Annotated in this window: 14 protein-coding genes; 6 read left to right on the top strand and 8 right to left on the bottom strand. The window is 69.0% G+C overall.

What is annotated here, in order from left to right:
• Positions 1 to 2: 2 nt before the first annotated feature.
• From JRI60_RS31925 to JRI60_RS31910, 4 genes are all read left to right on the top strand, one after another.
• Positions 3 to 2,252, top strand: a complete 2,250-nt coding sequence (locus JRI60_RS31925) for an FHA domain-containing protein (protein WP_204219717.1) — start codon at positions 3 to 5, stop codon at positions 2,250 to 2,252.
• A gap of 92 nt (positions 2,253 to 2,344) precedes the next feature.
• Positions 2,345 to 5,032 carry a DNA polymerase I gene (gene polA / locus JRI60_RS31920; protein WP_204219716.1) on the top strand — a complete coding sequence of 896 codons (2,688 nt, stop codon included), beginning with the start codon at positions 2,345 to 2,347 and terminating at the stop codon, positions 5,030 to 5,032.
• A complete protein-coding gene (locus JRI60_RS54675; protein ID WP_204219715.1) occupies positions 5,032 to 6,384 on the top strand; it encodes an AHH domain-containing protein in 1,353 nt (450 codons plus the stop codon). Before polA ends, JRI60_RS54675 begins: the two co-directional genes overlap by 1 nt.
• 56 nt (positions 6,385 to 6,440) lie before the next feature.
• Positions 6,441 to 6,959: an imm11 family protein gene (locus tag JRI60_RS31910; protein ID WP_239469824.1), complete on the top strand. Its 519-nt coding sequence runs from the start codon at positions 6,441 to 6,443 to the stop codon at positions 6,957 to 6,959.
• Between the two features lie 269 nt (positions 6,960 to 7,228).
• Here the strand turns inward: JRI60_RS31910 and JRI60_RS31905 are convergent, their stop codons facing one another.
• From JRI60_RS31905 to proC, 5 genes are all read right to left on the bottom strand, one after another.
• Positions 7,229 to 7,750: a hypothetical protein gene (locus JRI60_RS31905; protein WP_204219714.1), complete on the bottom strand. Its 522-nt coding sequence runs from the start codon at positions 7,748 to 7,750 to the stop codon at positions 7,229 to 7,231.
• A gap of 249 nt (positions 7,751 to 7,999) precedes the next feature.
• Positions 8,000 to 9,187 (bottom strand): peptidase MA family metallohydrolase, encoded by a 1,188-nt coding sequence (locus JRI60_RS31900; protein WP_204219713.1) that lies wholly within the window; start codon positions 9,185 to 9,187, stop codon positions 8,000 to 8,002.
• Positions 9,188 to 9,194: 7 nt separating this feature from the next.
• On the bottom strand, positions 9,195 to 9,494 hold the full coding sequence (locus tag JRI60_RS31895) for a DUF167 domain-containing protein (RefSeq protein ID WP_204219712.1): 300 nt from the start codon (positions 9,492 to 9,494) through the stop codon (positions 9,195 to 9,197).
• A 3-nt stretch (positions 9,495 to 9,497) separates the two neighbouring features.
• Positions 9,498 to 10,025, bottom strand: a complete 528-nt coding sequence (locus JRI60_RS31890; RefSeq protein ID WP_204219711.1) for a DivIVA domain-containing protein — start codon at positions 10,023 to 10,025, stop codon at positions 9,498 to 9,500.
• A gap of 22 nt (positions 10,026 to 10,047) precedes the next feature.
• A complete protein-coding gene (proC, locus tag JRI60_RS31885; RefSeq protein ID WP_204219710.1) occupies positions 10,048 to 10,875 on the bottom strand; it encodes a pyrroline-5-carboxylate reductase in 828 nt (275 codons plus the stop codon).
• Between the two features lie 160 nt (positions 10,876 to 11,035).
• Between proC and JRI60_RS31880 the strand changes: the two genes are divergently transcribed.
• Positions 11,036 to 11,554 (top strand): J domain-containing protein, encoded by a 519-nt coding sequence (locus JRI60_RS31880; RefSeq protein WP_204219709.1) that lies wholly within the window; start codon positions 11,036 to 11,038, stop codon positions 11,552 to 11,554.
• 131 nt (positions 11,555 to 11,685) lie between these two features.
• The gene (locus JRI60_RS31875; protein WP_204219708.1) at positions 11,686 to 12,072 is read left to right on the top strand and encodes a hypothetical protein; all 387 of its coding nucleotides are present in this window, start codon (positions 11,686 to 11,688) and stop codon (positions 12,070 to 12,072) included.
• Between the two features lie 17 nt (positions 12,073 to 12,089).
• On the opposite strand, the gene JRI60_RS31870 is transcribed toward JRI60_RS31875, so the two are convergent.
• From JRI60_RS31870 to JRI60_RS31860, 3 genes are all read right to left on the bottom strand, one after another.
• The gene (locus tag JRI60_RS31870) at positions 12,090 to 12,863 is read right to left on the bottom strand and encodes a spermidine synthase (protein WP_204219707.1); all 774 of its coding nucleotides are present in this window, start codon (positions 12,861 to 12,863) and stop codon (positions 12,090 to 12,092) included.
• Positions 12,864 to 12,877: 14 nt separating this feature from the next.
• Entirely contained in the window at positions 12,878 to 13,876 is a 999-nt protein-coding gene (locus tag JRI60_RS31865; protein ID WP_204219706.1) for an RNA ligase family protein, read from the bottom strand.
• Positions 13,877 to 13,972: 96 nt separating this feature from the next.
• Positions 13,973 to 15,142 carry a sensor histidine kinase gene (locus tag JRI60_RS31860; RefSeq protein ID WP_204219705.1) on the bottom strand — a complete coding sequence of 390 codons (1,170 nt, stop codon included), beginning with the start codon at positions 15,140 to 15,142 and terminating at the stop codon, positions 13,973 to 13,975.
• Between the last annotated feature and the right edge of the window lie 2 nt (positions 15,143 to 15,144).

Genomic DNA, 15,144 nt, shown 5'->3' with positions numbered 1-15,144 from the left:
CCATGCCTACCCTGGTCGTCCGTCACCCCGACGGCAACGAGAGCGAGCACGAGCTTTCCGGTGAGCTGAAGATCGGCCGCCAGGAAGGCACCAATGACCTGGTCCTTGCCGAGGGCGGAGTATCGCGCCGCCACGCCCGCTTCGTGGTGGAGGGCGGCAAGGTGATGGTGGAGGACGTGGGCAGCGCCAACGGCACCTTCGTGGATGGCCAGCGCATCACCGGCATGACGCCGCTGACGCCCAAGGCCGTGGTGCTGCTGGGCGACTACGAGCTGCGGCTCAAGGCGTCCGCGCGTTCGGCCGCGAGCTCCGGGCCTCGCCGGGCGGCGAAGCCGGCGGGTGAGGAGTCCGAGGCGCTGGGCGAGGAGAGCCCGCGCGCCACCCGGGCCATGCCCGCCGTCAAGCGGTCCGCCCCGGGCGCGGGAGGCCCCTCGGCGCTGGCGAAGCGTCCCCGGCCCGCCCCCGCGGAGGGAGCGGAGGACGGTGGGCCCCCGGTGCTCAAGGGCCTCACCGGCCCCTGGGCCAACCAGAAGTTCCCCGTGAAGGGCAAGCTGCTGGTGGGCCGCCAGGCGCCCGCCGCGGTGCTGATCGAGGACGACTCGTTGAGCCGCAGGCACGCCGAGGTCGAGGCCACGCCCGAGGGCGTGGTGCTGCGCGATCTGGGCAGCGCCAACGGCACGCTGGTCAATGGCGAGCCGGCGGGCACCCAGCAGGTGGTGTTGCAGCCGGGAGACGTCATCACCTTCGGCATGGTGGAGATGGTGCTCGAGGGTGGCGGTGGCGCCTCCAACCTGCCGGCGCGGCGGGGTGGACGGGAGGTGCCCACCCGGCGTGGGGCGGGCGGCGCGGAGGCCCCGGTGGCGGCACCCCTGGCGGCCTCGCGAAAGAAGCTGCTGGTGGTGGCCGCTGGCGTGGTGGGCCTCTTCCTGGTGGTGGCGATCACCAAGACCACCCTGGGCGGTGGCGGCGCGGCCTCGAAGGAGGCCGCGGTGGCGAAGAAGGGTCCGCCTCCCATGAGCCCGGTGGAGCAGGTGCAGGAGCTGCTCAGCAAGTGCCGCTCCTACTGCTCCACGGAGATGGGCAGCGAGCCGGACTGGGTGAAGGCCGAGGACTCGTGCTCGAAGGCGCTGGACATCGATCCCATCAACGCCGAGGCCAACAGCCTCATGCGCCGCATCAAGATGGAGAAGGAGGCGTCCGAGTACTTCGCGCAGGGCGAGAAGGCGCTCATGCGTCAGAAGGAAGAGGAGGCGCTGGACTCCTTCAAGAAGATCACCAAGGAGAGCTCCTACTTCCGCCGGGCGAAGCCGAAGGTGCTGGAGGCGGCGGCCCAGGTGATGAAGCGCGCCGGGGACGACTGCAAGACGTACCTGCGCGACGGCCAGTGGAGCGCCGCGGTGCCCCGGTGCGAGCGCTACATGGGCTTCGCCTGCCAGAAGATGTCCCGCGAGGAGCTGGAGCCGCCCATCGGCTTCACCCTGGTGCTCGACAAGGGCAAGCGGCTGGGTCGCACCGAGTGGCGGCCGAAGGACAAGATGTACCTGGACTTCCTCGTCGCCCGGCGCCGGTTGGATCCCAACGCCGCGCCCTGGCGCTGCCCCGTGTCGGACATCTTCATGGAGGACGACAAGCCGACGGACGTGCGCAAGCAGGTGGAGGACACCTTCAAGCAGCGCCTGCCGCACAAGTTCATGGTCGCCGCGATGATGGACTACTGGGGCGGACGCGGGACCGAGGCGCTCGCCACGCTGCAGAAGCTGCGCTCCAACTACGAGCTGGCCCAGCACCACGGGGAGACGGACAAGTTGCTGGCGGACGTGTCCAACGTGGATCAGCTCTTCAAGATCGGCCAGGGACTGCTGCAGCTCGAGGACGTGGAGAAGGCCGCGGATCCGCTGCTGGAGGCGCTGGACGTGGACAAGCGGCTGATGGGCGACATGGTGGAGAGCAAGCCGTCCTCGTACCGGAGGAACATCCAGCAGGACATGGCGTCCAAGGCCATCATCCGGGGCAAGTACTGGGATGACCGTGGCGACGGACGGCGCGCCTGCCGCATCTGGAAGCTGGGCTTCCGCTTCTATGCGGGCAACACGGACCTGAACTCGCAGGTGGGCCGCTGCTCCACGCGAGGCCTCAAGGCCCTCAAGTCGGCCGAGGCCTGTGAGGATCTGGACGCCGTGCTGGACTTCGCCGTCCCGGGCGATGGGCTCGATGAGAAGGTGAAGGCCCTGAAGACGGAGAACGGTTGCTGAACACCCGGGCCCTCCGGGAGCGTTGACGGTTGCTCCCGGAGCGCGGCCCGGCATGGACAGGGGGCTGGGGGGTCGGTTAAGGCCGGGGGTCTATGGTTCCGAGCCCTCCGAGCGGCACGCCCCGCCTCGTCCTGATCGACGCCTCCAGCTTCATCTTCCGCGCCTATCACGCGATTCCCCCCCTGACGAACCGCCAGGGTGTGCCCACCAACGCCACCCTGGGATTCACCCGTCAGGTCCTCAAGGCGCTCAAGGAGCTGAACCCCACCCACGTCGCGCTCGCCTTCGACAAGGAGAGCCGCGCCGAGCGTCAGAAGATCGACCCCAACTACAAGGCGAACCGCGCGGAGACGCCGCCGGACCTGAGCCAGCAGTTCCCCTACATCCGCCGGGTGGTGGAGGGACTCAACCTGCCCGTGCTGGAGGTGGCTGGCTGGGAGGCGGACGACGTCATCGGCACCTTGAGCAAGCGCGCCAAGGCCGAGGGCTTCTGCGTCCTGGTGGTCACGGGGGACAAGGACTTCGTACAGATCGTCGATGACGACGTGCACCTCTATGATCCGCAGAACGAGCGCTACACGGACCCCGCCGAGGTGAAGGAGCGGCTGGGCATCGAGCCCCGGCAGATGCGCGACTACCTGGCGCTCATCGGCGACGCGGTGGACAACGTGCCGAAGGTGCCGGGCATCGGCCCGAAGACGGCGGTGGAGCTGCTGACCCAGTTCGGCGGCGTGGACGCGCTGCTGGAGCGGCTCCCCGAGGTGAAGAAGCCGAAGATGCGCGACGCCATCGCCGCGCACCGCGAGAGCCTGCTGCGCGCGCGCGACCTGGTGACGTTCCGCACGGACCTCGAGCTGGGTGTGTCCATCGAGGAGCTGAAGCGCCGGCCGGTGCACGAGGAGCAGCTGCGCCAGCTCTTCACGGAGCTGGAGTTCTCCGCGCTGCTGCGGGAGCTGCCGGCGAAGGCGCCGACCCAGGAGCCCGCGAAGCTGACGCTGGAGACGGAGATCGTCATCACGAAGGCGGGACTCGAGGCGCTGGCCGCCAAGATTCGCGAGGGGAGCGCGGTGACGCTCATCCCCGCCTACGAGGGCCTGCCCTTCGCCGCGACGTTGGTGGGGCTGGGGGTGGCGCTGGAGGACGGCACCACGCGCTACGTGCCGCTGGGCCACGAGGGACTGGGAGTGGAGCAGGTGCGGCCCGCGGAGTTCAAGGCGGCCCTCCAGGGGGTGCTGGAGGACGCGAAGGTGGCGAAGGGAGGGCACGACCTCAAGGCCCTCTCGCTGCTGCTCCACCGCGAGGGCATTGAGCTTCGGGGAGGGGAGGACGACGTCGAGCTGCTCAGCTACCTGCTGGATGCCTCGCGGCGTGACCACGGGTTGGAGATCCTGTCCCGCGAGCGGCTCCAGGTGGATCTGCCCGAGCTGCCGGTCACGAGTGGTCGCAAGGCGCGGGCGTTGAAGGAGTTCTCGCCCCAGGAGGTCTCGGTGGCCTACGCGGCCCGGGCGGACGTGGCGCGGCGAATGGCCCCTGGACTGTGGGATGAGCTGGAAGGGCTGAAGCTGGCGAAGCTCGCGTGCGAGCTGGAGATGCCGCTGGTGCCGCTGCTGGCGCGCATGGAGGAGCGCGGGGTGAAGCTGGACGTGAAGGTGCTCCGGGAGATCTCCGAGAAGGTGGGCGCCGAGTGTGAGCAGAAGGTGAAGGAGATCCACCAGCTGGCGGGCACCGAGTTCAACGTGGGCTCCAATCCGCAGCTGGCGGAGGTGCTCTACAAGAAGCTGGAGCTGCCCGTCCTGAAGCGGGGCAAGACGGGGCCCTCCACGGACCAGGAGGTGCTGGAGAAGCTGGCGGAGGTGCACCCGCTGCCGCGAGCCATCATCGAGTACCGCTCGCTGTCCAAGCTCAAGAGCACGTACCTGGACACGCTGCCGGACCTGGTGGCGCCAGATGGGCGCATCCACACGACCTACCACCAGGCGGCGACGGCCACCGGGCGGCTGTCCTCGTCGGATCCGAACCTGCAGAACATCCCCATCCGCACCGAGCTGGGCATGGAGATCCGCCGTGCCTTCATCGCGGAGGAGGGCCACCAGCTGGTCTCCGCGGACTACAGCCAGATCGAGCTGCGGCTGCTGGCGCACATCGCGGAGGACCCGGTGCTCATCGACGCCTTCGCCCGGGATGAAGACATCCACAGCCGCACGGCGGCGGAGATCTTCGGGGTGGCGCAGGACCAGGTGACGAGGGATCAGCGGCGGGTGGCGAAGACGGTCAACTTCGGCATCGCGTACGGACTGAGCCCGCACGGACTGTCCACGCGCCTCAACATCCCGGTGGAGGAGGCGCGCGACATCATCGAGCGCTACTTCACGCGTTACGCGGGCATCAAGCGCTACCTGGACGAGACTGTGAAGGTGGCCAAGGAGAAGGGCTACGTGGAGACGCTCTTCGGCCGGCGCCGGCCGATGGGCGACCTGAACGCGAAGAACCGCCAGGTGGTGCAGGCCGCCGAGCGCGCCGCCATCAACATGCCCATCCAGGGCACGGCGGCGGACCTCATCAAGGAGGCCATGCTGGCGGTGGACAAGGAGTTGGAGAAGCAGCGCCTGCGCACGCGGATGCTGCTGCAGGTGCACGACGAGCTCCTCTTCGAGGCCCCGGATGCGGAGGTGGAGGCGGTGAAGGAGCTGTCGCGGCGATGCATGTCCGCCGTGATGAAGCTCAAGGTGCCCCTCAAGGTGGAAGTGGGGGCGGGAAAGACATGGGCTGACGCGCACTGATGTTTTCGCGCGTCGTCCTTGTTTTGAGCCTGCTGTTGCTGGTGCCGCTCTCGGCCCGAGGTGCTCCACCTGAAACCGTGACGGTGCGCCAATACCCCGGTCCCGAGGAGGGCCGCAGGTTGGTGCTCACCTTCAGGCAACTCGGGCCGGAGCCGGCCCTGACACGGTTCTCCGTGGAGGAGGCACGAGCGTTCGTGGAAGCCCTGGAGATTGGGTTCCAGGTGGTGGGGCCACGGTCGATGCCACCCTCACTGGCGGGAGCACCGGTAGGCGTGGTGAGGGCGGGCATGTTCCTCGGGCCCCTGTCAGATGCTCCGCCCTCGGACCTGGAGCGGCGTGTGCGCGCGGCCTTCGTGGAGCTCCAGGGTCCGTCCTCCCTGCCGCTGGCGGCATCGCTGGAGAACAGCCGGTGGTTCCAGGCGCTCAAGCTCTCGCCTCGCTACATGGACGAAGGAGTGCGCGAGGCGGCCATGGAACTGCTCACCTCGCCCACCGTCGCGTACTCCATGGCCGTGTCCATGATGCTGTACATGGCGGCGTGGGCTGCGCCCGAGCCTGTGTTCTCCAAGGCCTTGGCCGCGGCGGTGACGCTCGGGCTGCTGATGACATACAGCGCGGTGGAGCTGCACACCGTAGGGGTGGCTTGCCTGAATCTGTACCGGGAGGCGGAGGCGGCGAAGACGCAGGAGCAACTGGAGGCAGTGGCCGAGCGCTTTGGAAAGGCAATAGGGGGAGTGGGGCTGCGGGTGCTGGTGACGGTGGCGGGGGCGAAGTTGGCCAAGGGATTGCCGGAGGTGCCCAGGGGCGGGCTATGGGCGCGCCTTTCGCCTCCACGCTTCGCCTTCGGGAGAGGGGGAGGGGGAGGCGGTTTCACCTTCGGGGCCGGGGCACGCGCTCAGGTGAGCGTGGCGGACGGCACGGTGGTGCTCATGGGCGTGTCAGCCAATACGACGGCATCCGCACTGGCCTCGGTGGCTGCTTCGGCCCGGACGACCGGAGATTGCCGGGACGCCTCGAACAAGGGTGACGCCAAGGCGCATCACCTCGCCACCGACAAGAACGACATCTCCGACGCCTCTGGCGGTCCTTGGACTCCACGGTTCAAGGACCTGTTTGACCGAGCTGGAATGAGCTTCGATGATCCAGCGAACATCGTCTATCTCGTTGGCCACGTGGGGCCACATCCCAAGGACTATCATGAAGCGGTGTTCAGTCGTCTCCGCGCATCGCTGGGGGACTGCAGGCTCTTGGTCGACTGTCGAAGTAGGCTGACGAAGGCTCTCGATATGATTGCTGGTGAAGTCTGTACGTCCGGTTCGAAACTCAACAAACTTGCCACGAGAAGGCCATGAGTTCTCCTCCTCGTTACTTCGAATTGTGGGACGAAATGAGTGTCCCAGGTCGTTGGGTGTTGAAGCAGAAGGACATCGACGAGCATGGGCAAGGAGTGGATCCCTGGCTGTTCGACAAAGGGAAAGCCATCCATCTGGCGGGAAGGCCCATTCTCGGGATTTCCCATCTCGGCATCCCGCTTGATTTCAGCCTGACCGAGCTTGCTACGCCCGTGGTGACCGAGCGTGTCGTCTCCCTCTTCCAGAGCCTGGAGCTCGAAAAGGAGGTCCAGTTCATTCCTGCCCAGGTGGAGGGAAGGTCAGAGCCCTATTTCATCCTCAATGTCTTGCAAGTCATCCGGTGCATCGACGACGCCCGGTGCGAGGAGGTGGCGTATTGGACGCCCGAGGATGGCGAGCCGGAATTGGTCGGCAAATACCAGAAGGTCTACGGGTTGAAGGTAGATCCGGCCAGACTCGGCGACGCCAACATCTGCCGTCCCTGGGGATGGACGGGCGCCATCATCGTCACCGAGCGCATCAAGCTGGCCATGGATGACGCTGGCATCACCGGCACCCGGTTCAGGGAGGCCTGAAAAGACATGGGCGGACGCGCACCGACGTGCACGTCCGCCCACGGAAAACAACGCCGACCCGTCCGGCCGTCGAGGCGCGTGAACCCCCGATCACGCGGCCTCCAGCGGCCATTCCTCGCGGCTCACCGCCCCCCCGGGCGGGAACTCGCCCCCTTTTCGCGCCTCGGGCCCCCCATTTCGCCCGTCAGCGCGCCCCCTTCAACCGCCGGCCCTCGGACGCCTCCCAAGACTGGAGGCATCAAGCCGGACGGGTCGGCACCCCCCTCAACTCAATGCACCGCCACACGTCCATCGCTCGGGGCGGGCTTCTTCTCCTTTGCCCCCTCCGAGCGCTCGAAGAATTGGACCACCAGCCCCGCGAAGGGCACCCGCGGCTTCGGCGCGAGCGGATTGGCCATGCGCTCCATCATCGTCACCGCCGAGTCCACCGCCTCATCCAGCGCGCGGTTCACCAACGCCCGCTCCGCGTCTCCTCCACCCAGCGTCTCCACCGCATCCACCAGGCAGCGGCGCAACGCGGCGAACTCCTCGTGCAGCGCGCGCGTCCCTCGCCTCGGCGTCAGCCGCAGCACGGCGCGCGTCCGACTCCACGGGCTGCCCTCCTTGCCTTCCAGGCTCCGGCCCACCTCGCGGATGAAGGGCTCCACCACGCTGTCCAATTGGTTATGCGGGGGTGTCCCGTTCTTCCGGGCCTCGGCGAAGCGCACCCTGCGCCATGCCGCCGCGAGCCGCTCGGGCTGTCCCGCGAACACCCTCGCTACCCCTGCTGCTCGCCGTGCGTTCTCCGCCATTCCACTGTCCTCCGCTCTCGTGGCGCCGTCTTAAGCAAGGCAGTTGCCAGCGCTCGCGCGTTCCGGAGGGACAATGAAATCAGCCGTTTGGCTCGCCCCCCTCGAAGGGCGAGCCACGAGCGGGCTGTAGTTTTTTCGAAGGAGGCGACGAAGCGGCGCTGGATGGGTCGCGCGGTCGCGTGAGTGGGCAGGTCTTTTCCCACCGCAAGGGTAGGGAGTGACCCTCGTCCCTCGACGGATGAGAGGAGCTCAATGCACCGTCGGCTTGGACGGACGAGGCGGACCTTCCTCATCGTCCTCGAATTCCGGGCCGTGCGACGCGGACGACTCGTACCACTCGGTGGTCGCGGCCGTGTCCGCCGTCTCCGGGGTGCCCTCGTCCGCGGGGGGCGGCGAGAGAGGGACCAGCTCCTGCTGCTGCCGCTGCTGGGCGAGCTCCGCCTCGAAGGCCGCGCGCATCGCCGCGTCCTCGGCGGCCTCCTGCTCCTCCATCTCGGCCAGATTCTCCGCCTTCTGCTTGCGCCGGCGCACGTAGGCCGCCAGCACCAGCCCCGTGGCCCCCAGCCACACCAGCGAGGTGCTCGTCGTCAGCGGCAGCCAGCCGTAGCGCGCCGCCAGTCCTTCCCGCCAGTCCAGCTCCTCCACCAGGAGCGAGGCGTGGAAGGCCTTGCCGAAGGCCTGCTCGAAGGGCTGTCCCGTGGACACCTCGTCCACCAGCCGGCCCATGCCCTCGGGCCCGTGCCGCGCCGCCAGCCACGCCACGAAGGCGGCGCTCTGCGCATAGGCGAGCTCCACGTCCGAGGGCAGGTCCGGCCAGTCCTCGGAGAGGTGCTCGAAGTGGAACACCTTCTCCTGCGTCACCGCGTGGAAGAGGGCCGAGTAGTGCGTCATGGAGAAGTTCTCTCCGGTGACGTTCTGCGCGAAGCCCTCCTGGAACCAGCGCGGCCAGCGCTTGCCGAGCTGTCCCAGCGCCACGTGGGCCATCTCATGGCGCAGCGTCACCTGGCCCTCGGGCCCCGCCATCGTCAGCGCGTTGAGCAGGACGATGCGGTGCTCCGGGTAGGCCAGCGCCACCGCCCAGCCCGGAGGCGCGCCCCCGGGCAGTGCCAGCGCCTCGAACTCCTCGCGGTTCACCCCCACGCGCAGCTCCGTCACCCCCGGCCAGTCCCGCCCGAGCACGCCCACGAAGGTGTCGCGCACGGACTCGATGGTGGTGGCCAGCTGGCGCGCGGCGCCCTCGGATCTCGCGGTGTAGAGGATGCGGAAGCGGGGCGTGGTCAGCTCGCCCACCACCAGCTCCGGCCGGGCCGCGGGCACCATCGCGGGCTCCACGCCGCCGTTGGCATGGCCCGCCTGGGGGGTGGGGCCGAGATACTCCTCTTGTGCTCCCGCCAGGGGGGACAGCAACAACGTCAGGAGCAGCAGCAGGTGGCGCATGGGGGCCTCACGTGCCCCCAGACATAACAGCCTGGACCTCCGCCGCGCCAAGCCCCTCGACCCGAACCCGTTTTCGACGCGAGGCGTCACCGGCCACCAGCGTCACCTGCCGCCGGGGTACACCCAGCTGTCTGGCCAGGAACTCGAGCAGGGCGGCGTTGGCCTCGCCATCCACGGGAGGGGCGGCGAGCTGGAGCTTCAGCATCCCGTCGTGCTCGCCCACCACGCGGGTGCGCGAGGCCCGGGGCTGCACCAGCACGGCCAGCTCCACCGCGCCGGGGACTTCCTTGAGCCAGGAGGCGGCCACGGGCTACTCGCCGTTCTGGGCCTTCTTCTGGGTGAGGTAGGCCACGTTGTCCTCGACGCGCGCGTAGTCCTTGTCCGCGAAGGTGCGCCCGCTGAAGGTCTCCAGCAGCTTCTGGTGCGCCTCCACCACGGACTTCACCTGGGACTCGAACTGGGCGCGCTGGCGCTTGAGCTCGTTGATGTCCTCCACCACCTGCACCAGCCGCTGGTGGGCGCCGTGGACGATCTTCTCCGCCTGGTGCTCGGCGTCCGCGAGGATGATCTCCGCCTCCTTCTTGGCGGCGGCCTTCATGTCCTCGCTGATGCGCTGGGCGGTGACCATCGTCTCCTGGAGGGTGCGCTCGCGCTCCACGTGCTGCTCCAGCTTGAGCTGGGTGCGCTTGAGCTCCTCCTTGAGGGCGATGTTCTCCTTCACCACCTCCTCGAACTCACCGGCGATGAGCTCCAGGAAGGCCTCCACCTCGCGCCGCGAGAAGCCGCGCAGGGCCGTCTCGAAACGCTTCTGCCGGATGTCGAGCGGGGTGATCTTCATGGGGCCTCAGTATAGGCCAGCCCTAGGACTTCTCCAGGAACTGCTCCCCGAGCTCCTTCGCCCGGCGGGTGGCGGCCTCCACGGCGTTGATGAGGGTGGTGCGCAGCCCGCCTGCTTCCAGGGTATGCAGGCCGGCGATGGCGGTGCCGCCGGGGCTCGTCACCTGGTCCTTGAGCTGGCCGGGGTGGATGCCCGTCTCGATGAGCAGCTGGGCGCTGCCGAGCACCGTCTGGGCGGCCAGCTTCTGGGCGGTGTAGCGGGGCAGACCCACCTTCACCCCCGCGTCCGAGAGGGCCTCGATGATGAGGAAGATGTAGGCGGGGCCGCTGCCGGACAGGCCGGTGACGGCGTCCAGGAGGTTCTCGTCCACCACGGTGGTGATGCCCACGGCCTGGAAGATGCGGGTGGCCACGGCCAGGTCCTCGTCGCTGGCGTGCTCGCCGCGGGCCAGGGCGCAGGCGCCGGCCCCCACCAGGGAGGGGGTGTTGGGCATGGTGCGGATGATGCGGGCCCCGGCGCCCAGCCGCCGCTCCATGACGGCGATGGGCACGCCCGCGGCCACGGAGATGACCAGCTTGTGCGGGTCCACCGCGGGCGCCACCTGGACGAGCACCTTGTCCAGCACCTGGGGCTTCACGGACAGCACCACCACGTCCGCCTCGCGCACGGCGGCCACGTTGTCCAGGGTGGTGCGCACCCCGTAGGTGCGCTGCAGCTCCTCGATGCGGTCTCCGCGGCGGCCGGTGGCGATGATGGATTCGGGGCGGGCGGTGCCGGAGCGCAGCAGGCCCTTGATGAGCGCTTCGGCCATGTTGCCGGCGCCGAGGAAGGCGATCGTCTGTTCGAGCATCCCCCCGGTTCTAGCGTGAAACCCGGGCACCCGAGGGCCCCTTTGGGCGGGGGTGGGAGCTTACCGTCCGGTTGCCAATTTCTTGACGGCGGATCGGATCGTGGGACCTTGACACCCACAACAGGCCTGTAGCGCCTGAGCGAAGAGGTCGAGGGCACCCATGAGCGCGGCGGTTGCATCGAACTGGAACTGGCGGACCCTGGAGAACGTGGAGGTCGAGTGCACGCACTGTGGAGTGCGGATGACCGGCCATTCGGGCCCTCGGGTGAAGTACTTCCGCTGCGGTTCGTGCCACCGCTGGGTGTCGAGCACCTACACGGACGTCTTCCGTGCGGACGCGAAGATGCGCACGCACCCGGTGAAGGAGAAGACGGAGTCGGACGAGCGCTTCATCGCGGTGAAGGACCGGCTGGAGCAGTGGCTGGCGGCGCTGGACGATCAGGATCCGTACCGGGTGCTGGGGGTGTCGCCGTTGGACTCGCCGGACGTGGTGCGGGCGCGCTTCCGTGAGCTGGCGCTGGAGCGGCACCCGGACCGGGGCGGCTCGGAGGCGAAGATGCGCGAGCTGAACGTGGCGTACGAGAAGATCCTCCGCCACCGTCAGCGCAAGCGGCTGGAGGCGCAGGAGTCGGGCAGGCCGCTGCGCGAGGCCACGTCGCTGCCCGCGCGCGGCCGGTAGTCGCGGGACGGGGAGGGCGGGGCCCTCGGAATTTCCCCGCCGGCGCGGATTTCCGAGGCACACGCGAGGCGCTCCGCGGAGTGCCACCGAGGGGAGCCGGGGCGGCACGTGCATTGCTCCCTCTTGACGCCATGAACCGCTTCCCGCTCGCCCTCGTCGCCGTGTCGTTCGTCCTCTGGCTCCCGGCATGTGGATTGCCCTGGTGGGAGGGAGAGGACTGTTCGAGGGTGCTGTGCGGCCCCTGTGCTCCCGCGCTCACCCTGCGTGTCAGCGGCGCTCCCGGGCGGCCCGCTCCCGATGTGGTGATGGGGGGTGGGCAGGGCGAGTGCGCGAAGAACACGAGCTTCGCCGTGTGCAGCTCCGCCCAGAACGGAGCGGGCCGCTACGAAGTCGAGCTCCAGGCGCCGGGCTACCGGCCGGTCCATGTCGTGGAGCAGGTGAACGCGGTGGAGCGCACGGGGTGCTGCTCCTGTGGCTATGAGCCGCGCACGGTGGACGTTCAGCTCGTGCTCGAATAGGGCACAGGGGGGGCGGGCTACACGCGCACGGCCCGCTGGAAGGACACCACGCTCTGGGCCAGCCCCGGGAAGCCCAGCTCGCGCCCGAGCCGCCAGAGCTGATGCCAGAACTGGGGCTCGGAGGGCGGCGGCTCCAGGGTGCCCACCAGGATGAGGTTGTTGGTGTCCGAGGCGCCGCGCAGCTGCGCGCAGCCCTCGAAGGCCCTGGCGAAGGTGTCGACTCGCGACGCCACGTTCCGCGACTCCTCGAGCGCGATGTTGATCACCGCGACGCCCCCGGGCTCGAGCCTGCGCCGGACGTCCTCGATGAAGAGCGCTTCCTTCAGGTGGTCCGGCGTCCCGCTGTTGGAGAACGCGTCCAGGAAGATGAGATCGTACCGGGGATTCTGGCGGGCCATGAAGCGGCCCCCGTCCTCCACCATGATGCGCAGCCGGGAGTCCTCGCGGACGCCGAAGAAGCGCGTGGCCACCTCCACGACCACCGGATTGAGCTCCACCACGTCCACCACCAGGCGGGGAAGCAGCCGGTGCAGCAGCATGGGGAACGCGCCCCCGCCGAGTCCCACCACCAGGGCCCGGGAGCGGCCCCGGGTGAAGGCGAGCCCGGCGGTGGCCACGCGCACGTAGCTGGTGGGGACGGCGAGCGGCTCGCTCTTGAGGATGGCGCTCTGGACCGTGCCGTGGGGGCTGTCGAAGCGGAGCGTGCGCCGGTCGCCCACGTCCACCACGAACACGGTTCCAAAAGGCGAACGGGCCTCGTGGATGACCTTCCGGTCCGAGTCGGTCTCCATGGGCCCGTACTATCTCAGTCCTCGTCCTTGAGCAGGAAGTCGTTGTTGATGACCTTGAACGACAGCCTGCCCCCGAGCGTGGGCGAGTGGCGCTCCACGAGGGGCCGCACCACGATGCCCTCCTTGCGGTTGCGGGTGCCCGTGTAGAAGCCCTGGGCGAGCTTCAGGTAGTGCTCGAGGCCGTGGTCGAACGTGCGTGCGGCATCGCCCGTGACGACGTGCTCGACCGGGACGGTGCGCAGCCCCCGCTCGGCGCAGAACGCGGCGAGCGCGGTCTGGTCGAGGTACACCCCGGTCCGGGTGTCGTGGACGCTGAACACGAACAGGTCGAGATCGGAGAGGCCCAGGCGGTTCTTCTGGATGCCGGGGCCACACAGCTCGCCCTGCACGGCGAAGCCGGGCGGGAGGACCGTGTCGAGCGCGTACCGCTCGGCCATGCGCCACACCGGGTTCGGCCCGCGCCTCAGCGCCCAGTTGCGGGAGCAGGCCACGAGCTCGCCCTCGAGCGGCCGGAAGAAGGTCGCGGACGTCCCATCCAGCTTCGTCGTCACGTAGAAGTCGAGGCCTCGGAGCTCGTCCAAGACGCCGAGCGCCGACTGCAGGCGGAGCTCATCCGTCTTGGGCACCTGGCCCGGGAAGGGCCCGGCGATCTCCCGCGTGTCGGGCAGCACCGGCTCGAACTTCACGACCCCGAGCTGCTCCCGCACGTCGGTGCCCCGCGGGGGAACCTCGCCGGAGAGGATGGAGACGGGCAGGGCGAGCCCCTGGGACAGCACCCCGCGCAGACGCGCGGTCTTCACCCGGAAGCCTCGCGGCCGGAGGAACTCCGCCCACGGTGCCCCCGAGGGCAGGACGCTGTCGATCTCGAAGAAGACGCAGGGATCGCCCGGGGTGAACTCGCCCTTCTTGACGACGACGTCCCAGCCCATCACACGCGCCTTCAGGATGTTGTCGGCGCCCGCGATCGGCTCGAGATGATCGACGCACTGCACGGACACCAGCTTCCTCTCCATGACGGCTTCTCCTGAGGGGGGACGAGAGGGGTCTCGTCCCGGCGAGGCGCTGACGGGGGCCGGCGCCTCCACCTGACCGGCCACGCGCTTCCCGGTTCAGTCCCCGGTCTCGGTGGAGGGCGCGACGGGCAGCACCACGCGGAAGCAGGTGCCCTTGCCCACGGTGCTCAGCACGGAGATCTCCCCCTGCATCGCGGTGACGATGCCCTGGCAGATGGCGAGCCCCAGGCCCGTCCCCACGCCCGCAGGCTTGGTGGTGAAGAACGGATCGAAGATGCGCTTCAGGTTCTCGGGAGAGATGCCCTGGCCGGTGTCGTGGATCTCACTCACCACCTGGCCGTCCTCGGCCCACAGGCGGATCTCCACGGCGTTCTTGTCCGGCGCGCCCTCGGAGATGGCCTGGGCGGCGTTGAGCAGCAGGTTGAGGAAGACCTGTCCCAGGCGCGACTCGCTGCCGCGTACCGGTGGTACCGGCTGCAGGTACCGGAGCACCCGGGCCCGGTGCTTCAGCTCCGGCATGGCCATGTTGATCGACGTCTCCAGCGCCCGCCGGACATCCACCTGGCCCTCCAACGAGTCCGCATCCTCTCCTCGCGCGAACGTCTTCAGGTCGCCCACCACGTGGTGGATGCGCTCGGTGCCCTGCTGGGCCTCGGTGAGCGCCTCCTCGCACTCCTCCAGCGTGCGCTCCATGCGGGGACGGTCCGGAATGCCCTCCGCGCCGCTCAGGACCTGCCGCAGCTCCGCCAGCCCTTCCGCGATGAAGCGGAGGTTGGAGCGGATGTAGCTCAGGGGGCTGCTCACCTCGTGTGACACGCCCGCGGCCATGGTGCCGAGCGCCGCCAGCCGGTCCGCCTGGAGCAGCCGCAGCTCGAGCGACTTCTGCTGGGTGACGTCCCGGACCAGGAAGGCCACGCTCGCGCGTTGGGGCACCATCATCCCGTCGGCGCTGAACCAGCGGCGTGTGCCCGCGATCTCCAGCGAATACTCGAAACGATCGGGCTGTCCCGTGGTCAGGACGTACTGGATGCGCTCCATGAAGGGGGCGGCGATTTCGGGGCCGAGCACTTCGACGAGCGTGCGTCCCATCATCTCCTCACGGGGGACGGCCAGCAGCTCGTCGGACTGGGTCAGCACCGAGAGGTAGCGGCCGTCGGCGTCGATCTCGAAGACAAGACTGTCCGTGAGGCCGAGCACTACCCGGAGTCGCTCCTCGGCCGCCTCCAGTTGGAGTGTCAGCGATTCTTTGTGGGGCGATTCACCCATGC

Origin of the sequence: Archangium violaceum, from assembly GCF_016887565.1 — a bacterium.
GTDB lineage: Bacteria > Myxococcota > Myxococcia > Myxococcales > Myxococcaceae > Archangium > Archangium violaceum_B.
Note: the sequence above shows the minus strand (reverse complement) of the source record. Positions and strands in the feature narration are given on the sequence as shown.

What these genes read in the sequence shown, in the direction of transcription:
- JRI60_RS31900 (WP_204219713.1), bottom strand. Translation starts at nt 9,187, where the DNA reads ATGCGCCACCTGCTGCTGCTCCTGACGTTGTTGCTGTCCCCCCTGGCG.
- JRI60_RS54675 (WP_204219715.1), top strand. Translation starts at nt 5,032, where the DNA reads ATGTTTTCGCGCGTCGTCCTTGTTTTGAGCCTGCTGTTGCTGGTGCCG.
- JRI60_RS31870 (WP_204219707.1), bottom strand. Translation starts at nt 12,863, where the DNA reads ATGGAGACCGACTCGGACCGGAAGGTCATCCACGAGGCCCGTTCGCCT.
- JRI60_RS31890 (WP_204219711.1), bottom strand. Translation starts at nt 10,025, where the DNA reads ATGAAGATCACCCCGCTCGACATCCGGCAGAAGCGTTTCGAGACGGCC.
- JRI60_RS31880 (WP_204219709.1), top strand. Translation starts at nt 11,036, where the DNA reads ATGAGCGCGGCGGTTGCATCGAACTGGAACTGGCGGACCCTGGAGAAC.
- polA (WP_204219716.1), top strand. Translation starts at nt 2,345, where the DNA reads ATGGTTCCGAGCCCTCCGAGCGGCACGCCCCGCCTCGTCCTGATCGAC.
- JRI60_RS31925 (WP_204219717.1), top strand. Translation starts at nt 3, where the DNA reads ATGCCTACCCTGGTCGTCCGTCACCCCGACGGCAACGAGAGCGAGCAC.
- proC (WP_204219710.1), bottom strand. Translation starts at nt 10,875, where the DNA reads ATGCTCGAACAGACGATCGCCTTCCTCGGCGCCGGCAACATGGCCGAA.
- JRI60_RS31860 (WP_204219705.1), bottom strand. Translation starts at nt 15,142, where the DNA reads ATGGGTGAATCGCCCCACAAAGAATCGCTGACACTCCAACTGGAGGCG.
- JRI60_RS31905 (WP_204219714.1), bottom strand. Translation starts at nt 7,750, where the DNA reads ATGGCGGAGAACGCACGGCGAGCAGCAGGGGTAGCGAGGGTGTTCGCG.
- JRI60_RS31875 (WP_204219708.1), top strand. Translation starts at nt 11,686, where the DNA reads ATGAACCGCTTCCCGCTCGCCCTCGTCGCCGTGTCGTTCGTCCTCTGG.
- JRI60_RS31865 (WP_204219706.1), bottom strand. Translation starts at nt 13,876, where the DNA reads ATGGAGAGGAAGCTGGTGTCCGTGCAGTGCGTCGATCATCTCGAGCCG.